19 protein-coding genes are annotated in these 18,515 nt (G+C 51.1%); 2 read left to right on the forward strand and 17 right to left on the reverse strand.

Features of this window, described 5'->3' with window-relative positions; translation table 11 throughout:
- Positions 1–6 precede the first annotated feature (6 nt).
- Positions 7–606 carry an oligoribonuclease gene (orn, locus tag BCM14_RS03525; RefSeq protein ID WP_106226597.1) on the reverse strand — a complete coding sequence of 200 codons (600 nt, stop codon included), beginning with the start codon at positions 604–606 and terminating at the stop codon, positions 7–9.
- Between the two features lie 63 nt (positions 607–669).
- Here orn and BCM14_RS03530 point away from each other — a divergent pair, with 63 nt between their 5' ends.
- Entirely contained in the window at positions 670–1,917 is a 1,248-nt protein-coding gene (locus tag BCM14_RS03530) for a M48 family metallopeptidase (protein ID WP_106226598.1), read from the forward strand.
- Positions 1,914–2,816 carry a ribosome small subunit-dependent GTPase A gene (gene rsgA, locus BCM14_RS03535; protein WP_106226599.1) on the forward strand — a complete coding sequence of 301 codons (903 nt, stop codon included), beginning with the start codon at positions 1,914–1,916 and terminating at the stop codon, positions 2,814–2,816. The genes BCM14_RS03530 and rsgA overlap by 4 nt, the downstream gene beginning before the upstream one ends.
- Before the next feature lie 46 nt (positions 2,817–2,862).
- Here the strand turns inward: rsgA and BCM14_RS03540 are convergent, their stop codons facing one another.
- From BCM14_RS03540 to BCM14_RS03610, 16 genes are all read right to left on the reverse strand, one after another.
- The gene (locus BCM14_RS03540) at positions 2,863–3,582 is read right to left on the reverse strand and encodes a CoA pyrophosphatase (RefSeq protein WP_106226600.1); all 720 of its coding nucleotides are present in this window, start codon (positions 3,580–3,582) and stop codon (positions 2,863–2,865) included.
- A 27-nt stretch (positions 3,583–3,609) separates the two neighbouring features.
- Complete coding sequence (gene rplS / locus BCM14_RS03545) at positions 3,610–3,996, reverse strand: 50S ribosomal protein L19 (protein ID WP_106226601.1); 387 nt, start codon at positions 3,994–3,996, stop codon at positions 3,610–3,612.
- Between the two features lie 219 nt (positions 3,997–4,215).
- Positions 4,216–4,428 carry a hypothetical protein gene (locus tag BCM14_RS15135; RefSeq protein WP_146129715.1) on the reverse strand — a complete coding sequence of 71 codons (213 nt, stop codon included), beginning with the start codon at positions 4,426–4,428 and terminating at the stop codon, positions 4,216–4,218.
- Between the two features lie 109 nt (positions 4,429–4,537).
- Positions 4,538–5,176, reverse strand: coding sequence for a peroxiredoxin (locus tag BCM14_RS03550; protein ID WP_375318456.1), 639 nt, complete (start codon positions 5,174–5,176; stop codon positions 4,538–4,540).
- Between the two features lie 37 nt (positions 5,177–5,213).
- A complete protein-coding gene (locus BCM14_RS03555) occupies positions 5,214–7,037 on the reverse strand; it encodes an acyl-CoA dehydrogenase family protein (RefSeq protein ID WP_106226603.1) in 1,824 nt (607 codons plus the stop codon).
- 23 nt (positions 7,038–7,060) lie between these two features.
- Positions 7,061–7,987 (reverse strand): electron transfer flavoprotein subunit alpha/FixB family protein, encoded by a 927-nt coding sequence (locus BCM14_RS03560; protein WP_106226604.1) that lies wholly within the window; start codon positions 7,985–7,987, stop codon positions 7,061–7,063.
- 2 nt (positions 7,988–7,989) lie between these two features.
- Positions 7,990–8,739, reverse strand: coding sequence for an electron transfer flavoprotein subunit beta/FixA family protein (locus BCM14_RS03565; RefSeq protein ID WP_106226605.1), 750 nt, complete (start codon positions 8,737–8,739; stop codon positions 7,990–7,992).
- A 66-nt stretch (positions 8,740–8,805) separates the two neighbouring features.
- Positions 8,806–9,732 (reverse strand): histone deacetylase family protein, encoded by a 927-nt coding sequence (locus BCM14_RS03570; protein WP_106226606.1) that lies wholly within the window; start codon positions 9,730–9,732, stop codon positions 8,806–8,808.
- Between the two features lie 95 nt (positions 9,733–9,827).
- Positions 9,828–11,420, reverse strand: a complete 1,593-nt coding sequence (locus BCM14_RS03575) for an acyl-CoA synthetase (RefSeq protein ID WP_259673400.1) — start codon at positions 11,418–11,420, stop codon at positions 9,828–9,830.
- Positions 11,389–12,408, reverse strand: a complete 1,020-nt coding sequence (locus tag BCM14_RS03580; RefSeq protein ID WP_106226607.1) for a zinc-dependent alcohol dehydrogenase family protein — start codon at positions 12,406–12,408, stop codon at positions 11,389–11,391. Before BCM14_RS03580 ends, BCM14_RS03575 begins: the two co-directional genes overlap by 32 nt.
- A 49-nt stretch (positions 12,409–12,457) precedes the next feature.
- Positions 12,458–13,624 (reverse strand): acyl-CoA dehydrogenase family protein, encoded by a 1,167-nt coding sequence (locus tag BCM14_RS03585; protein WP_106226608.1) that lies wholly within the window; start codon positions 13,622–13,624, stop codon positions 12,458–12,460.
- A 2-nt stretch (positions 13,625–13,626) separates the two neighbouring features.
- On the reverse strand, positions 13,627–14,604 hold the full coding sequence (locus BCM14_RS03590; protein WP_106227025.1) for a branched-chain amino acid ABC transporter permease: 978 nt from the start codon (positions 14,602–14,604) through the stop codon (positions 13,627–13,629).
- 56 nt (positions 14,605–14,660) lie between these two features.
- Complete coding sequence (locus tag BCM14_RS03595) at positions 14,661–15,518, reverse strand: branched-chain amino acid ABC transporter permease (protein ID WP_106226609.1); 858 nt, start codon at positions 15,516–15,518, stop codon at positions 14,661–14,663.
- A gap of 58 nt (positions 15,519–15,576) precedes the next feature.
- On the reverse strand, positions 15,577–16,800 hold the full coding sequence (locus BCM14_RS03600; RefSeq protein WP_106226610.1) for an ABC transporter substrate-binding protein: 1,224 nt from the start codon (positions 16,798–16,800) through the stop codon (positions 15,577–15,579).
- Positions 16,801–16,844: 44 nt separating this feature from the next.
- Positions 16,845–17,546 (reverse strand): ABC transporter ATP-binding protein, encoded by a 702-nt coding sequence (locus tag BCM14_RS03605; RefSeq protein WP_106226611.1) that lies wholly within the window; start codon positions 17,544–17,546, stop codon positions 16,845–16,847.
- Between the two features lie 2 nt (positions 17,547–17,548).
- Positions 17,549–18,286, reverse strand: a complete 738-nt coding sequence (locus BCM14_RS03610; RefSeq protein ID WP_259673401.1) for an ABC transporter ATP-binding protein — start codon at positions 18,284–18,286, stop codon at positions 17,549–17,551.
- Positions 18,287–18,515 lie beyond the last annotated feature (229 nt).

An 18,515-nucleotide genomic window follows, 5' to 3' on the forward strand; every position in this document is an offset into this window, starting at 1 on the left:
AAATCCCTAGCCAACCAGTGTATCGGGCAAATTAATGAAGTGTTCACGGTAATACTTCAGCTCATCAATCGACTCATGGATATCAGCCAGCGCTTCATGTTTACTTCGTTTCTCAAAGCCTTTGAGTAGTTCTGGGCGCCAACGCCGTGCCAACTCTTTTAGTGTGCTGACATCAATCGTTCGATAATGAAAAAACTGTTCGAACTTAGGCATATATTTGTACATAAACCGTCTATCCTGACTGACGGTATTGCCGCATAACGGTGATTTACCAGCCGGTACATGTTGCTTTAAGAAGGCGATGAGCTCGTCTTCAGCCTGCGTTTCGGTCAGCGTTGAAGCCTTGACCTTATCGATCAGCCCACTCTTGCCGTGTGTACCTTTGTTCCATTTATCCATGGCATTCAAAATATCGTCAGATTGATGAATCACCAGGACGGGACCCTCCGCAACAATCGTTAGATCCGGTTCTGTCACGACGACGGCCACTTCGATAATGCGTTCGACCTCGGGATTGAGCCCCGTCATCTCCATATCCAGCCAAACAAGCCGAAATTCGTTAGGGATAGACGCTGGAGCTTGATTCTTTGCTGACTTGCTAGACATATAATAGGCCCACGATTCAAAGCGAGATTTTCTCACACCTTGCTGTCAGCTTAACCGGTCTTTATGCTCACCATTCTATTTGTTGCCTTTCTGCTCATCGAGGTCTGCGGTCGTTTCTGGTTATCAAGCCGTCAGATTCGTCATGTAATGCAACATAGAGAAACTGTACCTGCCGAGTTTCGTGAAAAAATATCACTCGCCAGCCACCAGCGTGCTGCCGACTACACCGTTGCTCGTGCCCGCTTGGGCATGTTTGAAAGGCTATTTGATGCCACCGTGCTTGTCTGCTTGACGCTTTTAGGCGGTCTACAACAAATCGATCTTTGGGTGTCAGCCTTGACCACTCATGATCTGCTGAGACAGATTCTTTTGTTGGTGGTGCTCACGGTCATCGTTAGTGCACTGGGTTTACCATTTAGCCTCTTTCGTCAATTTCGCCTAGAAGAGAAGTTTGGTTTTAATCGCATGACGCTTCGCTTATTTGTCATGGATATGATCAAGGGCACCATGGTGGGTGCCGCTCTCGGTTTGCCCCTGATCGCCGCAGTACTTTGGTTGATGGCTCAAGCGGGGTCTTTCTGGTGGATCTGGGCCTGGGCACTTTGGGCAGCTTTTAATCTTCTGGCTTTATTTATTTTTCCCACCTGGATCGCCCCTCTGTTTAATAAATTTACGCCACTCTCCGATGAGGCGCTTGCGATACGCATACGCGATCTCGCCCATCGGGCAGGGTTTGGCTTGAGTGGCCTATACGTGATGGATGGATCCAAGCGATCCGCGCACGGCAACGCTTACTTTACCGGGTTTGGCAAATCCCGCCGAATCGTGTTCTTTGATACCCTGCTAGGAAAACTCAGCGCATCTGAAATCATCGCCGTGTTAGCACATGAGCTTGGGCATTTCAAACACCATCACGTGACCAAACGCATGATCAAAGGGTTTGCAGGCGCTTTGGTTTTCTTTGCCTTACTCGGCTGGTTAGCTCAACAAACTTGGTTTTACACTGACTTAGGCGTACTGCCTCATTTGAATGGTCGTAACGACGGCATGGCATTGATTCTGTTTTTTTTAGTGCTGCCAGTATTCATGTTTGCTCTGACCCCAGTATTTAGCTGGTTTTCACGCAAGGATGAGTTTGAAGCTGATCGTTTTGCCACTCAACAAAGTGATGCGCAGGACTTAGTGTCAGCCCTCGTCAAGCTTTACGACGACAATGCTTCGACCTTGACCCCAGATCCAGTCCATTCAGCTTTTTACGATAGCCATCCGCCTGCGTCAGTTCGCATCCGCCACTTGCTGACTAGTCCATGACCGATCAAAGCCACGGTCGCGTCATTGCAGCTCACGGGCGGCATTACTCGGTGGAGTTACCGGATGGCAAACTGATCAAATGCTACCCACGTGGTAAGCGCAATGAAGCTGCGGTGGGTGACTATGTCAATCTGACTATGCAAGGCGCCGATGAGGCTGCCTTAGAATCGATTCAAGAACGCAAGAACTTGCTGTACCGCTCGGACGAATCACGCAGCAAACAATTTGCGGCGAACGTCGATCAATTACTGATTGTGGTGGCCGTCAGGCCCACCTTCTCAGATGATCTGCTAGGACGCGCGCTCGCGGGTGCTTGGTCAGCAGGCATCACGCCCATTATTTTGCTCAATAAAGTCGATTTGCTTGACGGCATGCCGCTTGCACTCGAAAAGTTGCAACCCTTTACCCAATTGGGGGTTCAGATTGTCGAGGTCTGCGCTCACCAGGCAGCCAGTGTAGATGAAAAAATTTTGCCTCTATTAAAAGGCAAGACGTCTATCTTGATCGGTCAAAGTGCCATGGGTAAGTCGACTTTGCTAAACAGCTTAGTGCCCGATGCACTTGCAGCAACACAGGCTCATTCAGTTGCTCTGGATGCCGGTAAACACACGACCACCAGCACACGGCTTTATCACTTGCCTGCTGCCGGCGGCGATCTGATCGATTCTCCAGGGTTTCAAGCGTTTGGCTTGTTGCATCTGGATAGGGAGGATATCGAACGAGGATTCCCTGAATTCGCGACTCATCGCCAAACTTGCCGCTTTTATAACTGCACCCACCAGCACGAGCCGGGCTGTGGTGTGTTAACAGCTTTAGCAAAGGGCGAGATTCATGCGACGCGCCACGCGCTATATGTCAGATTGCTTGACGCAAAATCGGCGAGTGATCATCGGTATTAAGTTTGCGCGTCAATCTGCTATACGACGCCTCTGATCTGCTGACGGGTCAAGCATGAGCCTCTGAGAGGATTTGCGTCAGACCCAACAACATGGCCGCCGTTGCACCCCAAATAAAGTAATCCTGCCAGGGGACGGAATAGTAACTTCTGGTTCCGCCATCGGGCAAAGCAACCGTATGCAGCCTGTAGTTGCTGGGATCAGTAATAAAGGACAAGGGGACTTCAAAAACCTCTGCGACTTCGTCTACCTGAGGTGACAAACTAAAGTCAGGTGTAACGAGCGCAGTCACTGGCGTAACAGAAAAGGCTGACGACGTGAGGTAACGAGGTAACGTACCCAAAACTTCAATATGAGTTCGACTTAAGCCTGTTTCTTCTTCCGTTTCACGCAAGGCGGTGGCAATGACATCCACATCAGCAGCTTCGACTCTCCCACCGGGAAAACTAATTTGTCCTGCATGGTCTTTTAAGTGCGCGGTTCGCTGAGTCAATAATATCGTTACACCTTGCTCACGCATCACCAACGGGACTAAGACCGCAGCATCAAGGGGCGGACCTTCGCGGCCAGGCAAGCGGCGTTGTGACTCGTCAGGGATATGCAGTACGCGCTCAATGCTGGCTGACAGCGCATTGCGTAAACCGCCAGGTGTTAAACCGTTGGAGGGTACTGAAGAGAAAGGAATTGAAGGCCTGACCCAAGGTTGGGTTTTGGCGTCAAAGCTGGCAAGAGCCGGCCCACGCCTGGTGGGTGAGCCGGTGACTGACATGGCTATATCGTTGTAGTTGTAGTCGGATTAGGACGCTTGAACGACATCGCTTTTGCGAGTCAACTTTTCTTTAATACGCGCTGACTTGCCTGAACGGCTGCGCAGGTAATAAAGCTTGGCGCGACGCACATCACCGCGGCGCTTGACTTCAATCGAAGCAATCTGTGGTGAATACAATTGAAAAGTACGCTCAACGGCTTCGCCAGAAGAAATTTTGCGAACGATGAACGATGAGTTCAAACCGCGGTTACGACGAGCGATGACAACACCCTCGAACGCCTGGGTACGCTTACGGGTACCTTCAACCACGTTAACGCCAACAATCAGGGTATCACCAGGTGCGAAAACTGGCATTGGCTTGCCGCCGGTCAGGCGAGCAATTTCTTCTTGCTCGATTTGGGCAATCAGGTTCATAACAACTCCAATAACATCGTGCTCTCGGCCGGGACGCATGGAGCGCCGCCGCATCGGTGAGACCAGTACCCATAGGGCCTAATCTCTAATTTCTTTTTGCCTGATTCGAACCATTCGAATCACGCCGCCGGGCAGAGGATGTGCAACAAAGCCTTTGATTTTACGATACTTTTAAAGAAAAAGACAAGTAGAAACCATTAACCCTTAGTGAAATACAACTCAAAAACCTGCAGCATTACCCAGCCAGAGACAGCCAGGTACCATTGCAGCAAAGATAGCGACCAGGCAAACATCAGAAAACATACGACCCAAACTAGGTTGCTTTGTATCTTGGTGCTTTTTTTGTTTTGCACCCGGATAGCTGATTTGAGCAGATATCTTGCTGTTTTTCATCACGCCCTGAGAAGCGAAAAGTGGTTGTGTAGTACGCATGGTGAGCCTCTTTTGTTATGCTGTAACAGTACTGTATATGATTACAGTACTGTTTGCAACAACAGTATGCGTTTTTACAACATTTTTCGCTCTGCCCTACCCTATCCCATTATTTGTTCGGCTGGGGGGTCATGCGCAAATAAGGACGCAACGCCTTGTAACCTTTCGGGAATTTCTTAGCAATTTCAGCTTCGTCTTTCAATGAAGGCACGATAATAACGTCATCACCATCTTCCCAATTTACGGGGGTTGCGACTGAGTGACTGTCGGTTAGTTGCAACGAATCGATCACCCGCAGCAATTCATCGAAGTTGCGACCGCAACTGGCTGGATACGTCAGTGTCAGGCGGACTTTCTTGGCTGGATCAATGATGAATACCGAGCGCACGGTCAACGTAGCGTTGGCGTTAGGGTGAATCATGTCATAGAGCGTTGAAACTTTGCGATCTTCATCAGCCAAAATGGGGAAACCCACCGTGACATCCTGCGTGTCGTTGATGTCCGGAATCCACTGATTATGCGAGGCCGCGCTATCAACTGACAGGGCTAGCACTTTGACATTGCGCTGAGCAAATTCGTTGGACAACTTTGCCGTATAACCGAGTTCGGTCGTACACACAGGCGTAAAGTCAGCAGGATGAGAAAACAAGACGCCCCAACTATCGCCCAACCATTTGTGAAAGCTGATCTTGCCCTGCGACGAGTCTTGTTCGAAATCCGGTGCTATATCGCCCAAACGTAGTGTCATGTTAATCCCCATTGTCTATCAAACTAGTTAACGTGCTTCAAACTAAATCAGAATGTGTCAGTGCCTCACTCACCACCTTACCATGCAGGATGGTGGTGTAAAGCATCGAGGCTCTGGGTAGTATGTATGCGCCGTAAAAAACAGCCGTAGCGAATTTATTCGCCAAAAAGCGATCATCGGTCGTAGTTGATTCACGCACGCAAACCAAGGCGGACCTCACCATCTGCCATCCACCCAGTACATAGCCCGCCAACATCAGATAGGGCACGCTACCCGTGTAGACTGAGCGTATATCTTCCTTTGTGTTGTTCAACACATAGTGAATCGATGACTCATAGGCATCGATCGCCAATTCAAACTGTTGATGCAAGACAGTCAACCCAGGCTTGTGAACATTCGTGGCGGTTGCGACCGCCTGAGCCAACTCATCAAGCGTCACCCGCATCGCCTTGCTCAAATCAAGGGCGACTTTACCCCCATCACGCAGTGTTTTGCGCCCAACCAGATCGTTAGCTTGAATGGCTGTGGTGCCTTCATAAATGGTCAGGATTCGCGCATCGCGATAATACTGAGCAGCACCGGTTTCTTCGATAAAACCCATTCCACCGTGGGTCTGTACCCCAAGTGAAGCGACTTCTAGCGAACACTCGGTTGAAAATCCCTTAACGATAGGAACAAGGTAGTCATAAATCGATTCATTAAATCGTCGAACCATCTCTTCAGGATGCTGTGTGCCCAAATCATGCGCTGCAGCGGCACAACAAGCAACCGCCCGCGTCGCTTCAGTCAGCGCACGCATGGTGCTCAACATCCGTTGCACGTCGGGATGCCTCACAATTGGTACGGCAGCCGCAGATCCTTCGACCGCTCTACTTTGCACGCGATCCCGCGCATAAGCAAGCGCCTGCTGCGTCGCCCTCTCGCTTATCCCAATGCCCTGCACACCCACGGCAAAGCGAGCAGCGTTCATCATGATGAACATATATTCAAGGCCGCGATTTTCTTCACCGACGAGGGTGGCTACCGCGCCTTTACCGACCTCGCCCTTGTCATCGCCATATAACAACACAGCAGTGGGGCTACCGTGAATGCCTAGTTTATGTTCGATCGAAGCACACCAGACATCGTTACGCTGACCAAGTGAACCGTCGTCGGCAACGAGATATTTCGGCACGATAAACAACGAAAGGCCTTTTACGCCGCTTGGAGCATCAACGGTTCTTGCCAAAACTAAGTGAATGATGTTTTCAGCAAGGTCGTGTTCACCATAGGTGATGTAGATCTTCTGACCAAACACTCGATAGGTTCCGTCCCCTTGCGGGACTGCTTTTGAACTGACCAGCGATAAATCCGAGCCAGCCTGCGGCTCGGTCAGATTCATCGTACCGGTCCAGCGACCTTCCATTAGCGCAGGTACGTAGGTTGTTTTTTGGCTGTCACTGCCAGCCAGCAACAAAGCTTCGATTACCCCATCAGTTAACAAGGGGCACAGCGAAAAAGCCATGTTGGCAGCAAACAGGTTCTCGTTAGTCGCCGTGGCCAGCAGATTCGGTAAGCCTTGGCCGCCCCATGCCTCTGGGTGTCGCAAGCCTTGCCAGCCGCCTTCACCAAAAGCTTTAAACGCCTTATGAAAGGACGCGGTGACAGTCACTACCCCGTTTTGGGCTGCAGGAGGCTTTTGATCGCCGTCCCAGTTGGTGGGCGCCACTACATCTTCCGTAAACCTGGCGTTTTCTGATAAGACGGCTTCGATAAGATCCGACTCAACAGCCGAGAATGCAGGCATCTGCAACAGATCCCCCATACCCGCCAGATGGTCAAAAACAAACTTGAAGTCTTGTAGCGGGGCACGGAAGGTCATGTCGACTCTTTTAAAAAGTAAATTTACAGTGCTGCAACGATCTCCGGCACGGCTGTGAACAGATCGGCCACTAAACCGTAGTCGGAAACACCAAAAATCGGTGCCTCAGCATCCTTGTTGACCGCAACAATCACTTTGGAATCTTTCATGCCGGCCAGATGTTGAATCGCCCCAGAAATACCTACTGCGACATACAACTGCGGTGCAACAATCTTGCCGGTCTGACCCACTTGCCAATCATTTGGCGCATAGCCTGCATCGACCGCAGCGCGCGACGCCCCTAACGCCGCACCAAACTTGTCGGCCAGGGGATCGAGGATTTTGAAGTTTTCTAAACTACCCATCCCGCGACCGCCGGACACCACGACGCGCGCGCCAGCCAGTTCTGGTCGATCGCTTTTAGCAACTTCACGACCGATAAAAGACGATAAGCCAACAGCTGCAACAGCCTCGATTGACTCGACGACAGCGCTGCCGTCCTGAGCCAAGGCATCAAACCCAGTTGTGCGAACCGTGATCACTTTAATCGCATCAGTCGACTGGACCGTAGCAATCGCATTACCGGCATAAATTGGACGTTGAAACGTATCAGCCGAATCAACAGCCTGAATTTCAGAGATCTGTGCAACATCGAGTCTTGCCGCCACTCGGGGTGACACATTCTTGCCGGAGGCGGTCGCCGCGAACAAGATATGGCTGTAACTTGATGCGAGCGCTAAAACTTGCTCGGCGACGTTCTCAGCCAGACCGTCAGCTAAAGCGGTCGAATCAGCGACCAGAACTTTTGAAACCCCAGAGATCTTGGCGGCTTCAGTGGCAACGCCCGCCGCGTTAAAGCCGGCAACCAGGACATGGATTTCGCCACCAATTTGGACCGCAGCTGCCGCGACGTTCAATGTAGCCGCCTTTAAGTGAACATTATCGTGTTCAGCAATCACCAATATAGTCATGATCAGATCACCTTTGCTTCGTTCTTGAGTTTGTCGACAAGTGCTGCGACGTCGGGCACTTTGATACCAGCCGAACGCGCTGGTGGTTCGCAAACTTTAACGGTTTTAAGACGTGGATTGACATCAACCCCTAAGTCTTCAGGGGTAAAGGTATCCAGTTGCTTTTTCTTGGCCTTCATGATGTTAGGCAAAGTCACATAACGAGGCTCGTTCAAGCGCAGATCGGTTGTGACGATAGCTGGCAGCTTGAGCTCGAGCGTTTCAAGCCCGCCATCAACTTCGCGTGTGACGCGAGCGATACCATCGCCCATTTCGATTTTGCTTGCAAAAGTTGCTTGGGACCAGCCCAGTAAAGCGGCCAACATCTGCCCTGTCTGATTCGCGTCATCATCGATGGCCTGCTTGCCAAGAATGATGAGTTGAGGTTGCTCTTTCTGGGCGATCTCTTTTAGCAGTTTCGCCACAGCCAGCGGTTGCAACTCAGCATCTGTTTGAACCAGAATGCCCCGATCGGCACCGATAGCCATCGCTGTCCGCAGGGTCTCCTGGCATTGCGCCACGCCGCACGACACAGCAATGACCTCAGAGGCAGCACCGCTTTCTTTCAGACGTGTGGCTTCTTCTACGGCAATTTCGTCGAACGGGTTCATCGACATTTTGACGTTGGCAATATCCACGCCTGATTGATCCGACTTGACGCGCACCTTGACGTTATAGTCAACAACACGCTTAACAGGCACAAGCACCTTCATCCAGCAGTCTCCAAAATATATGTCCGGCTTCTCAGCTCGGCATCGATTAATACTTAACGACTTATTCTACAACTTTGCCAGCGCCTTGATGTGCGCAACCACGCTGCGACCAAGAGCCGAGAGGTTATATCCCCCTTCAAGCGCACTGACGACACGACCTTGGGCATGTCGATCTGCAACAGCCAGGAGTTGTTCGGTGATCCAGGTATAGTCTGCTTCGACCAAGCCTAACTGCCCAAGATCATCCTCGCGGTGAGAGTCAAAACCAGCTGAGATAAAGATCATCTGAGGGCGATGCGCCTCTAACGCGGGCAACCAGTACGTCGTGACGATTTCACGTATCTCGTGTCCTTTGGTGTAGGCAGGCACAGGAATATTGACCATATTGGACGCTGTTCGCTCACTCCCCGTGTTCGGAAACAACGGGTGCTGAAAAAAACTGCACATCAACACTCTTTCATCGCCGGCAAAAATAGCTTCAGTGCCGTTGCCGTGGTGTACATCAAAATCGATCACGGCGACACGCTCAAGGCCGTAATGTGCCAGGGCGTGGGCGGCACCAATCGCGACGTTATTGAGAAAGCAAAATCCCATCGCCTGAGCTGGCATCGCGTGATGTCCGGGTGGACGAACGGAGCAGAACGCCGTCTCTGCACGGCCTTGTACCACTTCATCAACGGCATAGACCACGGCGCCAGCCGCATGGGTGGCTGCCCCAAGCGTAGACGGATTCATTGCCGTATCGGGATCGATACTGAAGTGACCTGCAGCAGGCGAATGCTTATGCAACCAATCGAGATATTCAGCCTTATGTACGCGTTCGAGCTGAGCCCGAGTAGCTGGTTGAATGTCATCATGTTCAACCAAGAATTTACCTAAACCGCTTGACAACAACTGGTCGGATATTGCGTCTAGCCGCTGCGGAGATTCAGGGTGCCATTCGCCCATTTCGTGTAGGCGACACGACGGATGAGTGATGAATAATGTCTCCATGACAGCTTGATAGGTTCTTATTTATTGATGATAGGTTTCGTGCGATGTTATCTCATATCAGTGTGCCGCTGAAATGCCCCGACTGCCTCTATGGTTTAACGTGAGGCAGTATGCACCGGTGGTGGAGCAGGCCAATACCGATCGCGCAGAAGCTTCTTGTAAAGTTTACCTGTCGGGTGTCGGGGCAGCGCCTCCTCAAAATCCACGCTTCTTGGGCATTTGTAATCAGCCATTCTGGCTCGACAATACGAAATTAGCTCTTGCGCGAGTGACTCAGCTGCCTTTTGATGATCGAGCAGTTGAACAACTGCTTTGACCTCTTCACCAAAATCCGCGTTGGGGATACCAAAGACCGCCACATCAGCCACTTTCGGATGCCCGATCAAGACTGCCTCGACCTCTTGAGGATAAATATTCACCCCGCCCGAGATAATCATGAAGGCTTTGCGATCCACCAGATACAAATAGCCTTCTTCATCTACGCGACCAATATCACCCAGCGTTGACCATCCCAGGGCATTGCGAGTTTCAGCGGTTTTCTTAGGGTCGTTGTGGTACAAAAAATCAGGGCCATCAGAAAAATAGACGAGGCCAGTTTCGCCAACGGGCAGTTCTTTACCTTCGTCATCGCAGATATGAATCACCCCCAGCGCTGATTGTCCGACTGACCCTTGGTGCGTTAGCCACTCTTGGCAGGTGATTGAACAAAAACCATTGTTCTCCGTCCCTGCATAGTATTCATAGATAACCGGGCCCCACCAATCAATCATTTGCAGTTTGACTTCGATTGGGCACGGCGCGGCAGCATGCACGACCATGCGCAAAGAACTTAAGTCATAGCGCTGGCGTATGTCAGGCGCCAGCTTGAGCATGCGCACAAACATGGTCGGTACCCATTGACTATGAGTAATGCGATAGCGTTCGATCAAAGCTAAGGATTGTTCTGCATCGAATTGCTCCATGATGGTGACTTCACCACCGAGCTTGATGGTTGTCATGCTGTGCCTGAGGGGTGCAGCGTGGTAGAGCGGCGCAGGGGACAGATAACGACAGTGATCACCATAACCGTATAAACCGTCGAGCAACTCAACCAGAAACGTTCGTTGCCCTGAGGGTCCCGCAGGCCTGGGCCACTTAACGCCCTTTGGTTTGCCCGTGGTGCCTGATGAATAGAGCATATCCAAGCCTTGAGCCTCGTCTTCAATGCGACTCTCAAGCTGATTAGACAAACCCTGTGCCCAATCAGCCCACCCAGCGACGGGGTTACCTACCGCGAAGCAATGAATGGACCCCATTGCCTGCGATTGCGCGAGCGCGGCAGCATCAATCAGGTCAGACCCACAAATGAGTGCTTTGGCACCACAATCCGCGACGATCTGGGCAATTTCGGCGGGGGTTAACCGAGTACTGATCGTCGTGTAGTAAACGCCGGCACGTTCCGCGCCGAAACAGATCTCTAGAAACTCTTTCTGGTTCTTCAAGAGGATCGCAATATGATCGCCAATCTGCACATCGCAAGCCCGCAACAAATGTGCAACTTGATTAGAGGTCTTTTCTAGTTGACCAAAAGTCACATGCTCAAGTGATCCTGCCATGCGATAAGCAATGGCCTCAGGGTCTTGCTTGACCGTACCCATGGGATAAAGCATGCGTTTCTCAACGATCATGGCTAATGCAGATTTTGCCAAACTGAGCACCCGTCTTGAGGTAATTGAACGATGCCTTGAGTTCTGCAAAGTCAAATACCTTGTCGACGACAGGACGGATTTGATGCTGCGCCATCGCGTTCATCATGGCCTCGAGTCCGTCTCGATGACCGACTGTGATCCCTTGCAACTTAACCTGGCGCGTGATGATCAAGCCAAGCGAAGTAGACATAGCGCCACCAGACAAAATACCAATCATCGATAGGGTGCCTCCTGGTCGTATGCAACGAAGTGATTGCGGCAGGGTTTTTTCGCCGCCAACTTCAAGAATATGGTCGAAGCCACGACCATCGGTCAACGCACGCGCAGCTTTCCCCCACTCTGGCGTCTCGCGATAGTTGATCGTTGCGTCTGCACCCATGTGTTTCAAGCGCTCAATTTTTTCATCGCTGGACGAGATCACCGTGGCGCGAGCGCCCAGCATCTTCGCAAATTGCAAGGCAAATAGAGCCACCCCACCAGAACCTTGAATCAGCAATTGCTCGCCCGGTTTGATACGACCGCATTCGACCAAAGCGCTCCAGGCAGTCAAGGCCGCGCAAGGCAACGTGGATGCCTCAAGGTTCGTGAGGTAGTCGGGTACCTTGACCACACCTTCTTCTGATAAACACATGAACTCAGACATGGTGCCATCCAGCGGACCACCCAAGGACTGCGTCAACCGATTGGCGTTTGGCTCACCAGAAATCCAAGTCTGAAAATACGCTGGACAAGCGCGATCACCTACTTTGACACGCGTGACCCCTGCGCCGACATCAATTACATCCCCCACACCATCTGAAACCGGAATTAACGGCAAATTTCCGGATTGAGAGCCATACGCACGCTCAGGCACAATCGGATCGCGAAAATTGATTGATGATGCGCTCATCCTCAACAGCACTTGTCCTGGACCTGGTTTAGGGTCGGGTCGGGTGCTGATTTTGAGATTGTCTATTCCCCATTCCCCTTCTATTTGAAAAACTCGCATCGCTATCCTTTTTATCAATCAGGCAATCGCGCCAGTGGCTTCATGCCATTTAGCGCTTGGCTGGTAACTCGCTTTTGCAAATTCTCTCAAGCATCATCTCAGTTGACCCGTCAGTAAAACCGGCGATCTGAGCGCCAACCATATGACGAACGAAAGGATATTCATCCTTTAGGCCGTTTGCTCCCATGCTATGAAGCAACGCGGCAGTGTGCTTCTCCGCCATCCTGACGGCGAAGACTTTCGCTTTCGCGGCCAGTTCGACCACAGGCTGATTTTCATCGATCGCTTTCGATGCGGCTTGAACCAACTGCCTGGCCGCCTCAAGATCAACAGCAGCTTCGGCGATACGCCAGCGCCAACCCTGATGCTCTGCCAGCATGACACCAAACGCAGTGCGTTTCGATCCGTAGTCAACAGCGACTCTCAGACAGTCTGCCACCATACCGCAACACATCGCAGCGACATAAGTTCTCGCGGCGTTAATCGATTCAAGGGCTCGCTTAAACGCTAAGCCTGCGGGGTGAATCATCTCTTCTTTGGTTGCTATATAGCCGTTTAATTTAAAACCACTCGTGCCAAGCGATGCGGATGCCTCGCTACCAAAATTAAGGTCGCGCTCGAAGCCTGCTCGATGGGCGTCGATTAAAAACGCAGCAATTCCGGCAGCGCCAGAGCCGGGCTGCGTTTGGGCATACATCACCACAAAGTCCGTGAACTGAGCATTGATAATCCAAGCCTTTTCACCACTGATCGTCCAGCCGTCCCCCTGGCCGACCGCGAGCGTATTAATTGCTGCAAAGTCAGATCCTGCGTGAGGTTCTGTCAGCGCTGTACAACCGGTTTTATCAGCGTTTAACAGCGACGGGATGATTCTCGCCGCAAGCAACGCTTGCGCCTCGCTGCCAGTCGGCTGTGTCATCCACTGCGACAAGACAACCGCGATATTTTGGGTATTGATCAAGGACATCGAAAAGCCAAAATCAGCGCCAGCCAGTATCTCAGCTATTGCGGCCTTGCACTGAAAGCTTGCCTGTGAGCCGCCCCAAGTGATGGGCACTTGTATCCCCATCAAGCCTTTGTTAGCGGCTAATTTCAGGTAATGCCGAGTAGAGGCATTTGTTGAGTTCCAGCGAGGTGCGTCGGCATGACGGACTGCTTCGGCAATTTCCGTCGCACCGTCAATCAGTTGCTGCTCTCTTGCTGTCCAGTTCGCCATGTCTAAACCTTATTGTTGAACCACGTACCGATTTTATTGAAAGTGCCACTGATTAGAGGCACCACACCTCTCGGCATGTAGATCGTGGTCAGAATTAGCAGGCCGCCGTAAACCACTAAGCGCAGCGTGTCGGCAATACGCAAATACTCAGGCAAGGCAATCACCAGAAATGCCCCGACAACCGGGCCAGCTAAGGTCCCGCTCCCCCCCAAAATGACGGCTAAGATTGCATTGAGTGATTGGTCAACACCAAAGGGTTCAGGATTAAGAAAGCCGATGAAGTGCGCATAGAGAGCCCCAGCTAAGCCTGCCAGCGCACCGCTCATCACAAAAGCGAATAATTTATAGCGCCACGTCTCAATACCCACTGCCTGCGCCAGCACTTCATTTTGCCTAATTGACAGCAATATCTGGCCCACTCTTGAACGCAGAATCAAGGCGCACAATCCTGTTGCAAAAATAGCCGCTATCAGAACAAGGTAGTAATAAGCCTCACGGGTATCGAACGCGATTTCGCGCCCCAGAAAATTAAAACCCTCTGGTCTCGGCACATGGGTAAGCCCACCTTCGCCACCTGTCAGAGACGTGAAGTTGTTCAGCACAATCACGATCACCAAGTTATAAGCCAAGGTCACAATAGCGAAGTAGTGACCCTTGACTCGTAAACTGGGATAACCCACAAAAACGGCGATCAGCCCAGCAATGAAAGGCGCGCATAATAAGCTGACCCACACAGACACGTCCAAGCGCAATGCCAATAAGGTCGATGCATAGGCCCCAACACCCATAAAGCCGGCCGATGCAATCGACACATAGCCGGTAAACCCCTGAATCAGATTCTGTCCTTGTGCAATCACGACCCAGATTAAGCCGAGAATCATCAGGTGCAAGAAATACGGCACCGTCAAAAATGCAGGCATGGCAAAAAGCACCACAAGCAACGCGATGAACGCGATATTTTTGATGAGAGAATTGCTCATTGGATTGTTTATGGCCTTGTTCGACTGACTATTCGTTGCATGGCTCGTCTCACTGCTCATCGTTTACCAAGTAAGCCTTCGGGCCTGAACAACAGCACGATAATCATGACTGCAAAAGCAATCACGTCCTTATATGAGGACGAGATATATCCGGCTGCCAACGATTCGCTGATGCCAAGAATCAATCCACCCACTACCGCACCCGGAATGGAGCCTAAGCCACCAAGAATCAGGACGGCAAAACCTTTGATCACCAAGCTTTCACCTAGCCCGGGCGCCAACGCAAGCATTGCGCCCACCAATGCACCACCAGCAACCCCCAAGGCGGACGACACCCCAAACACCACGTAAGACACTGCATTGGCATTAACACCCATTAAAGTTGCAGCACCCCGGTTTTGCGCAACCGCCCGGATGGCACGACCGGTTTTTGTTCGAGTAACAAAAAACCACATGGCAACCAGCAAAAGGCTGGTGCAAGCCATGACAACCAGTCGTAACTCAGTCAACACCAGACCAAGAAAGTGATAAACATGCGTATAGGGCGTTCTCACCACAATTTGATCAGGGCCAAACGTCACCAGATTCAAACCATCTAGCATCATGGTCAGACCCAAGGCAATAATGAAGGCATTGATGGGGGGCGCTTTTTGCACGGGACGATAGGCGATCCTCTCTATCATGACCCCAAACACAGCGCCCGCGAGCATGGCAAGTGCAACGGCCGCAAAGAAGGGTAAACCGAGTTTTTCGATCAAAACAAATGCAACGTAGCCGCCAGACATAGCCACCACGCCGTGAGCAAAGTGCGCGATACCGAGAATTCCAAACACGATTGTCAGGCCAATGCCAATCAGTGTGTAAACCGCCCCGATTGCAAGACCGTTAAAAACTTGCTGAAAAAATTCTGTCACGTACTTCTCACAACGAGATGGTTAGCTACTGAATGACGCGGCATGCTTAGTAACGTGATTATTTACGCAAGGTTTTTAAGAACGCTGAATAAACCAGCGCATCCGAAGGCAAGTCAGAGACATAGACCCACTTGCCCTTCTGCCATTGAAATGCACCATTGGCCGTGTAGGCCTGGCCACTCTCGTCAAACATTTTCCCCGCCACAGGCAAATACTTCATCACCGATTCAGCTGGGATGACGATGTTATGAGCCGCTGCGGCGACTTTGGCGGCATCAGTTGTGCCCGCGGTCTCGATGGCATGTTTAAGCACATACACCTGATCATAGGCGTAAGGGGAGCTTGGCGCTGCTGCCATCCCAAACTTCTTGTTGTAGTTGTCAGCATAGGCTTGTGCAACCGGGCCCAGCGCGGTGAGTGTCAACTCAATCGGACGCAAATCCCAGACGCCTTCCATTTGCTCTGCTGTCGCCACTTTGAGAAACTGCTCTTCGCTACCACTTGTGAAACCAAAACGTGGGACGTTCAGGCCCATTTCAAGCGCTTGACGATACACAAACGCAGCGGGCTCTACATAGCCGATTACCAAAATGGCGTCTGGATTCAAGGCACGAATTTTGGTAAGTTGTGGCGTCATGTCGCGATCTTTCAAACCAAAAGATTCCTTCGCGATGACTTTTCCACCGCCTTTAGTGAACTCTTTTTCAAACGCCTCAAGGTACTGCGTGTAAAAAAAAATATCCAGATTGCCGATCACGGCGATATTCTTAGCACCCTTTTGCGCGACAAAAGTGCCTGCGGCTGCACCCGTAAAGTCTGCGGGTGGTCGAGTGCGCAACAGGTTACTAGCGCCCTGTGTTGTCACGCTACGCTCAGCTGCGTTACCGACCAACATCACAACCGGTTCTTTGCCGATGAACGAAGCAACCGCACTGGTTGGGCCTGAGCAACAGAATCCAACAATGTATTTCACACCATCGCGATCGATGAGCTTACGAACGACATTCGTCCCCTCGGTTGGATTGGCCTTGTCGTCATAAGAGATGACATTCAGTTTGTAGGTATCTGCGCCGGCCTTGATACCCCCTTTGGCATTAATTTCGTCCACGGCCATCTTGACCGCATTCGACTGTGGCAACCCATAAACGGCACCAGGACCTGTCAACGAATCGCTCAGGCCAATATCAAGTGTTTTATCGGCTGCGGATGCAGCACTGCCTGTCACAGCAATGGCCGTTGCCACCAGAGTACGCGTAATAAACTGACGAGTAGTATGAGTCATAACAGTCCCCTTTTTATGTCTTTATAAGTTTTGATCTTGATTGCTCAGTGCCCGAGATAGGCATTACTCACTTCTGGATTAGACATTAATTCTTTGCCAGTCCCTTGTAAAACAATTTCACCCGCCTCGATTAAATAGGCTTGATCTGCGAGACCGAGGGCCATGTTTGCATTCTGTTCGACCAACAAAATCGTCATCCCATCTGCTTTGATACGCGCGATGGTCTCACCGACCTCTTGGACGATCTTGGGTGCCAGGCCCAAGGATGGCTCATCGAAAATGCAAAGTTTTGGTCGCGACATCAGGGCACGAGCGATAGCAAGCATCTCTTGCTCACCGCCCGAGAGCGTGCCGGCCATTTGTCTGGCTCGCTTACGCAGGACTGGAAACAGATCCATCATCCGATCAATATCCGCGCCTTGCTCTTTATCGCGCCGCGTGTGAGCGCCCATTTTGAGATTTTCAGTGACTGACATCTCTGCAAAAACTTGACGACCCTCAGGGCACATCGTAATCCCAGTCCGAACGATACGATGCCCCGAGTACTGAGTAATTTCTTGGCTTTCGAAAAAAATCTGTCCTTCGCGCACGGGCAAAAGGCCTGTAATGCAGCGCAACGCGCTCGACTTGCCTGCGCCGTTAGCACCAATTAAGGTGACACATTGCCCTGCTTTGACTTCGAAGCTTATACCGTGCAAAACGTCTGTCTTGCCATAGCCGGCGTGTAGATTTTTTACAGTCAACATACTCAGACGCTCGCCCCAAGATACGCTTCAATCACCGCAGGATCAGCTCGAATCAGCTCGGGCAAATCATCTGCAATTTTTTGCCCGAAATTCAAGACGGCGATGCGCTCACACACTTCCATGATCAAAGCCATGTGATGTTCAATAACCATGACGGCAATGCCTTGCCCGCAAATACCACGAATGATGCCACTTAATTCGGCTCGCTCTTTTGCGACCATGCCTGCCGCGGGTTCATCCAACAGCAAGAGTTTAGGTTCGGTTGCCAAAGCAGTCGCGATCATCAATAAACGCTGTTGCGCAGAAGAAACCTCGGATCCTGTTAACTGAGCTGATTCAGCAAGACCTACTCTATCGAGAATGGATTCAGCCTTGGCCATTTGTTTGGCAAACTCCGCTTTTGCAGCGGGACGTCTCAGTGCGTCTGCCCAGCTCGTCTGCGCATAGCGGCTGTGACAGGCCAAGGCGACATGATCCAACAACGAAAACTCGCCAAATAAAGTGGTCGTTTGAAAAGTTCGCGCTAGGCCCGCAGCGACCCGCCCTACAATCGAGGTCGCCGTGATGTCATGATCATTGAAAATCAACGAGCCGCTAGTCGGTGACGTGGCACCGGATATCAAGTTCACGGTCGTAGACTTACCGGATCCGTTAGGGCCAATCAAACCAACCACTTCACCCGGATAAATGTCGAGAGACAAGGCTTTGACCGCGTGAACACCGCCGAATCGTTTGTCCAAACTTCGCAATGCTAGTAACGGTTTGACCATTTGCTTGAATTGTTATTTGAGATCTCAACGCGAAGCAGCGCGTCAAGGTGATCATGTGGTTGTCGGTTGTATCATTTCATGCATCGGGATATTTGTCGACCAATTCGTCTTGCTTCTGATCCACTTCAGCGTTTTGTGCGTGAAGGCAAAGACGTTATGATCCATTATCAATACCTATTTTGGTCGCTTAGGATAGTCA

Origin of the sequence: Jezberella montanilacus, from assembly GCF_003003055.1 — a bacterium.
GTDB lineage: Bacteria > Pseudomonadota > Gammaproteobacteria > Burkholderiales > Burkholderiaceae_B > Zwartia > Zwartia montanilacus.